The organism is Acinetobacter sp. YH12099 (genome assembly GCF_013419195.1).
In the GTDB taxonomy this organism is placed as follows: domain Bacteria; phylum Pseudomonadota; class Gammaproteobacteria; order Pseudomonadales; family Moraxellaceae; genus Acinetobacter; species Acinetobacter towneri.
The window spans coordinates 22612-28611 of record NZ_VPAP01000028.1; the positions used below are offsets into that span (position 1 = coordinate 22612).

General features: G+C 38.2%; 5 protein-coding genes and 1 pseudogene. 5 read left to right on the plus strand and 1 reads right to left on the minus strand.

Annotation, left to right across the window (positions count from 1 at the left end; genetic code table 11):
• Positions 1 to 103: 103 nt before the first annotated feature.
• The 5 genes and pseudogenes from FTU39_RS12510 to FTU39_RS12530 all read left to right on the plus strand — a co-directional run bounded on the left by FTU39_RS12510 (position 104) and on the right by FTU39_RS12530 (position 5401).
• Entirely contained in the window at positions 104 to 685 is a 582-nt protein-coding gene (locus FTU39_RS12510) for a hypothetical protein (RefSeq protein WP_004973810.1), read from the plus strand.
• A gap of 92 nt (positions 686 to 777) precedes the next feature.
• Positions 778 to 1965, plus strand: coding sequence for a phosphotransferase enzyme family protein (locus FTU39_RS12515; protein WP_180052250.1), 1188 nt, complete (start codon positions 778 to 780; stop codon positions 1963 to 1965).
• Positions 1966 to 2192: 227 nt separating this feature from the next.
• Positions 2193 to 3443, plus strand: a pseudogene (locus tag FTU39_RS12520) (TonB-dependent receptor); the annotation flags it as partial.
• Positions 3444 to 3526: 83 nt separating this feature from the next.
• Positions 3527 to 3805, plus strand: a complete 279-nt coding sequence (locus FTU39_RS12525) for a hypothetical protein (RefSeq protein ID WP_218944518.1) — start codon at positions 3527 to 3529, stop codon at positions 3803 to 3805.
• Between the two features lie 348 nt (positions 3806 to 4153).
• Complete coding sequence (locus FTU39_RS12530; protein WP_179988969.1) at positions 4154 to 5401, plus strand: ISNCY family transposase; 1248 nt, start codon at positions 4154 to 4156, stop codon at positions 5399 to 5401.
• Between the two features lie 190 nt (positions 5402 to 5591).
• On the opposite strand, the gene FTU39_RS12535 is transcribed toward FTU39_RS12530, so the two are convergent.
• Positions 5592 to 5861 carry a DUF2147 domain-containing protein gene (locus FTU39_RS12535; protein WP_257224489.1) on the minus strand — a complete coding sequence of 90 codons (270 nt, stop codon included), beginning with the start codon at positions 5859 to 5861 and terminating at the stop codon, positions 5592 to 5594.
• Positions 5862 to 6000 lie beyond the last annotated feature (139 nt).

Consider the following 6000-nt stretch of genomic DNA (forward strand, 5'->3'; position numbering starts at 1 on the left):
ATTGATTGCTAGATATAGATCACACTCTACGATTGCATAGCTATACAAATACAAGCCTTTCCGTTAGGATTTTTCTATCGCAGCAGCATATTTAGAGATTGGCATGCATATTGTTGAAGACATTTATTTAACGAAAGAAGAAGTTGAATCTTTACTGTTGGGATTAATCAATTCACAACTTGAACCTGAGTTTTTAATGCAGGATTTCATTAAACATCAGGTCTGGTCTTTGGCTGAATATTTTAAGCAAAATACTGAACATGAAATTGATTTTGCGCAAATCAGTTGCCCGATTAAAGTCAAAGCGGAATATCAAAATCATCGTTTAAAACGTCATTTTCTGGTTGAGTTTCATCTGACCACCACACCTTTTTTTAATTATGAGCCAGAAGAAAATAGCGTGGCTTACTCCTACATGATGAAAGATTTTTATCTGACCGATATTATTTTTTATGATGCCTATACGGGTGAAAATTTGCAGGCTTGGATGCAAAAAAGATTCGTGATTTTGCAGGGTGAACGTGAAATAGAAGTGAATTCATTGTCATGGTATGCAGATTACAATTTACCGCAAGTTACGCAAAATATGGTGTCTTTTGTGAGTGAAGCCGCTTATGACACGGGTTTAGATCAGATTGTAGATGAAGTCAATTTACGTTTACGACAAGCCAAAACAGTTAATTAAATAGATAATATTCATCTAAAAAATGGTTGTTTGAGATGGATGATGGGGAATATACGATTACACAATACTGATCAAGTTAAGGAATATCTAAAATGACCACAATCACACATGATTTAGGTCATGGCATGGGGAATGACTGGGAACATAAAGATTGGGCACATCTGACTGTCTCAGAATTACACAACCTGCAACCGTATTACCCATGTTTGCAAGGGAATATTCAAATTTTGTGGTGCAGTCCGCGCCCATTTTCATCTGCCGCAGTGATTGAAGTCACGCAGGATGCAGTCAGTACAGATAAAATAGGAAGTCGCTCGTATTTCATTAAACGCAGTCATCGTTCATTTCGTAATGCGCAAGATATTTTGCAAGAGCATGCTTTTTTGCGACATTTAGCCAGTAAAAACATTCCTGTTGCGACATTAATTGCCTCGAATTGCGGACTGACCGCTTTAGAAATGGGCGACTGGACTTATGAAGTCTACGAAAAAGCAGCAGGTTTTGACTTATATGTCGATCAGCAATCTTGGACGCCGTTTTTCTATACAGAACATGCTGCAAAAGTGGGAAGTCTGCTTGCCAAATTGCATGTCGCCATGCAGGATTTTCCTGAGTTACATGGCAGATCGGCGCGTTATTTAGTATCAAATCAGCAGCTTTTAGAAAGTGAAAATATCGTAACGGCTATTCAGCAACGTATTCAAAACAGCCCTGAATTGAGCCGTTATTTTGCCGATAAAAACTTAGACACCGTTTTTTTAGAGCGTGTATCTCAGACGCATCATAAAATTAAGCATGTATTGCAGCAGGTCACTAAAATTTGGACGCATAATGATTTGCATGCTTCTAATCTGTTTTGGTCTACGCAAAGTGCCGATGCCAATATTACCGCGGTGATTGATTTTGGCTTATCGGATCGAAATTCAGCGCTTTATGACCTTGCGGTCACGATTGAGCGTAACTTTATAGATTGGCTGGCTTTAGAACATACATCACAAATCAATATTGACGAAGCGGGTTTAAGCGCGTTTTTACAAGCGTATTTTGCAGAAATACATCCACAACAAGACTTTAGTATTTTGCCAGAGTTGCTAAAAATTGTGCATTTGGATTTCGCATTTTCAGAGCTTGAATATTTTGTCGGAATTACCCAAAACCTGAAACATGCCGATGCTGCTTATTATGATTGGATTGTTGGACATGTAAATTGGTTTTTTGCAGAGCAAGGACAGCAATTTACCCAGACTTTTACTCGATTAATTCAACGCGAATTGTCATAATCTGCACAGCTAAATGCCTCAAGCATCACCTCTTATTTTAATGCAAGGTTTCGTATGTACAATCGTAAATTCAAACAGAATGTATTAACTGCGTCTTTAAAAACCATCATTCTGTCACCGCTGTGTTGGGCACCTTTGGTTTATGCAGAAAATGGCGTTCAACAACTCGATACGATTATGTCACTAAGCGACCTAAAGATATTCAGGCGCTGCGCTTTTCTGCAGATGAACATGGACAATTTGCAGTAGCAGGGGACGTTGGGGGATTTTTGGGAGAAGATCACCAATTTGGCTATCGCATTAATTTAGTCAATGAACAGATTGATTCTTATGTAGATCATGTAGATGGCGAGCGTTATTTGGCGGCATTGGCATTGGATTGGAAAGCCACAGCACAATCCAAATTTGAGTTTGATCTTGAAGCGCAGCGATCAGAACAAAAATCTGTTCCGGGTTATCAATTACTTGATGGCAAAGTGCCACAAAATGTGAAATGGGAGCGTTTACTAGGTTACCAAAGCTGGGGCAAGCCCGTCACAATTGATAGTCTAAATACCAGTTTAAAATACAACTATGCTTTCAATGATGACTGGAATTTAGGATTGGTGGCATCACACAGTAAATCTAAGGTGGATGATTATTCGGTATTTCCTTTTGGTTATTACCGAGATGGATGTGAGGCAGCATATTCGTGCAATACATTTAGTGCACAGGTGATAAAAACCCGCGATACGGATTTAGATAAATTTTTACCACAATTTGCTGTGAGTTATAGCCCATCAGAATCAACAACTCTGTATGCTTCTTATGCAAAAGGGCTGTCAGATGGAAAAACTGCGCCTTGGTTTGTAGAAAATAGTGCAGAAACCTTAGCACCAATCCATTCTGAACAATATGAAATTGGTTTAAAACAGCAGATTCATAACTTTTTATTAACCGCAGCTATTTTTGATTTACGTCAAGATAATCAATACTCTAAGCCGATCTTAGATAAACGTTATTTTGTTCAAGAAGGTGAGCAACGTAGCCTTGGTTTAGAATTAGGGCTGAATGGAGAATTAACAGATCATCTGGCATTAAGCTCATCTTTAGCATTGACCAAAGCTCGTTTAGATGAGGTTGAAGCGGTTGAATATGGCAATCATCAAGCGCAAAACGTGCCTAAAGTTCGTTTTGCAACACATCTTACTTATCAAGTACCCAATATTGAAGGTTTACGAGTGCTTGCAGGCGGTCAGTATAGTTCAAGCAAATATGCCAATAAGCAAGGCACTGCAAAAGTGAGCGGTTATAGTGTCTTTGATTTAGGCGCTGCATATCAATTTAAGTTGAATACAACCGATGCACAGTTACGTTTCAACATCAATAATTTATTGAATAAGAAATACTGGCGTGATGCAGGTGAATTTTATGGTGATGATTATTTATTCTTAGGTGCGCCACGTACAGCGACTTTATCTTTAAATCTGAATTTTTAGATTTGGTATAAAAGAAGAATAGCTTTTGACTAAAAGATAGCTAAAACCCTAATTTTTAGGGGATAATTCTTGGGATCGATATCATGATACAACTCATACAGTTTAATTTAGATCATTTAGACAAGACTTTATCTGATCAACAACATATTGAATATAATCAAATTATTGACTATGAAATAGTCAGGGAAAGTATTTGTAGCTTGATATTTAAATTAAGCAGACAGATGAAATTAGCTGATCCTGAACAACAAGACGTACTTCAAAAAAATATAAATAAACTCATCTACATAAGAGATTATTTACAAATTCACGATAGAGCATCCATTCAAAAAATTATGGCTGAGATCAAGTCTTATCAATAATGATATTGATGTCATAGCCACGCAGATTTGCGTAAGCTTGCTTGCACGCAAATCGAGTAGTGTTCTGATTTCGGCATAACTTATATTATGTTATTTAGGATACACTTGACGGCAAGATCGTTTATGATCGAAACTGTCAGGTGCAGCACCAACGATCAAAATGAGTTGCGGTAACGCAACTAAATCGGGTGCTGTCTTTAGATATCTTATTTAACATAATATAGATTATACGCAATTGAATTGTAACTCCAAAATAGAAATGTCCGGTTTCTCCAAAGTAAAAATGTCCGCTTTTAGAATACGCACTTTTGCGATTTTCTTAGCGGACGGTTTGTTATGTTGGTATCTATGTCGGATAAAGAACTTAAAAGATTGTCGGTCTTGCAGGAAATCTGTGATCAACGCATAACCCAGTCCCAGGCTGCTCAGTTATTACATATCTCAGAACGTCAGATCAGACGCTTATTGCAAAAATATAAAGCTCAAGGTCCTGCTGCATTAGCACATGCTGCTCGTGGTTTCGGTCCCACTTTAGCACATGAAAAGCTGACTACCATTCATGGATTTGATATTTCGGTAGAAACCCTGCGTTCTTGGATGATTGCAGCCAATTTATGGATTCCTCGTCATAAACGTCTGAAACGCCCGTATCAGCCTCGTTATAATCGAGACTGTTATGGTGAATTGGTCCAAATCGATGGCTCACATCATGACTGGTTTGAAGGACGAGCACCTAAGTGCTGTTTGCTGGTATTTATCGATGATGCAACTGGTAAATTGCAGCATTTACGCTTCTGTGAATCAGAATCAGCCTTTGACTATATGATTTCAACACGCCTGTATGTCGAACAGCATGGTAAACCTTTAGCATTTTACAGTGATAAGCACTCAGTTTTTAGAGTCAATCAAAGCAGCAAGAAAGACACCAAGATTACGCAATTTGGACGCGTACTCAGTAGTCTCACTATTGATATTATCTTTGCCAACTCACCACAGGCCAAAGGACGTGTGGAACGCGCCAACAGAACTCTGCAGGATCGCCTGATCAAGGAAATGCGTTTGGAAGGCATCTGCTCAATTACCGAGGCCAATGCTTGGCTGCCCTGCTTCATTGAGCAGTTCAATCAGAAGTTTGCCAAGTGTGCGAGAAACTCGAAGAACTTGCATCGACCTTTAACGGAATCTGATGCTGAGCTAGAGGATATTTTTACCTGGCAGGAACCGCGTAAGGTCACGAAGAATCTGACTATCACGTATGACAAGTGTATTTATATGCTTGAGCCAACACCACTGAACCACAAACTTGTTGGGCAATACATAACATTTTTAGAGTATCCAGATGGTACTGTGGCCATCATGCACGAAGGACGGAAGATCAACTACAGTATTTTCAATAAACTGGCTAGACTGCAGCAGAATGAAGTAGTTAAGAATAAAAGATTAGGTGCGGTTCTGGCCCATATCCAGCAACAACATGAAGAGTTGGAAAAACAAAATAAAAGTTCCCGTGCCAAGAAAAGTATGCCGAGTCGTAAAGCTCAGAAAGTTGTTATTGAACAAAGAAATTTAAATCCTGTTCTTGACTCTTGCAGTTAAAAACAGGCCATTTTAAATGGTTTATCGCATAGACATTTTAATTGGTGAATAACATGAATATATTAAGCAATTGATATATATGGGTTTATTTGGAGTGTTCGGTGTCTCAATTTATCTTATCATTCACAAAAAGATAAAAAGCTACTCAATCTTTCAATCAAGTAGCTTCAAAAATACGCCGTACAATCTGTTAAAGTTTTTTCCAAGTCATCGTGCTAATCGCATTCGCGCTCTTGGCTTTGCCATATACTTTCATTTGATTATTCGCCGCATTTAATTGAGCATCAATTTTATAGACATAACCATCTTTCGGGTTAATCCATTGTCCTTGCGAAAATTGTTTTGGATTTGAATTTGCTACCAAGCCTTCTAATGCCTGCATGCCTTTTATGGGCTGATTCTTTAAGTTGCCTTGGCATTTACTGCATACCTCTAATTGAATTGTGCCTACCGATAACAAATTTCGAGTAATTAGGTAATACCCCCATTTTTAATTGAATTAATGGGTAGAAAATCTAAAGCCTTGTTATTGTTTAAAAATAGGTGGACAACCATTTACTGACATATGAGGTCGTTCATGATTATAAAAGTACTGCCAG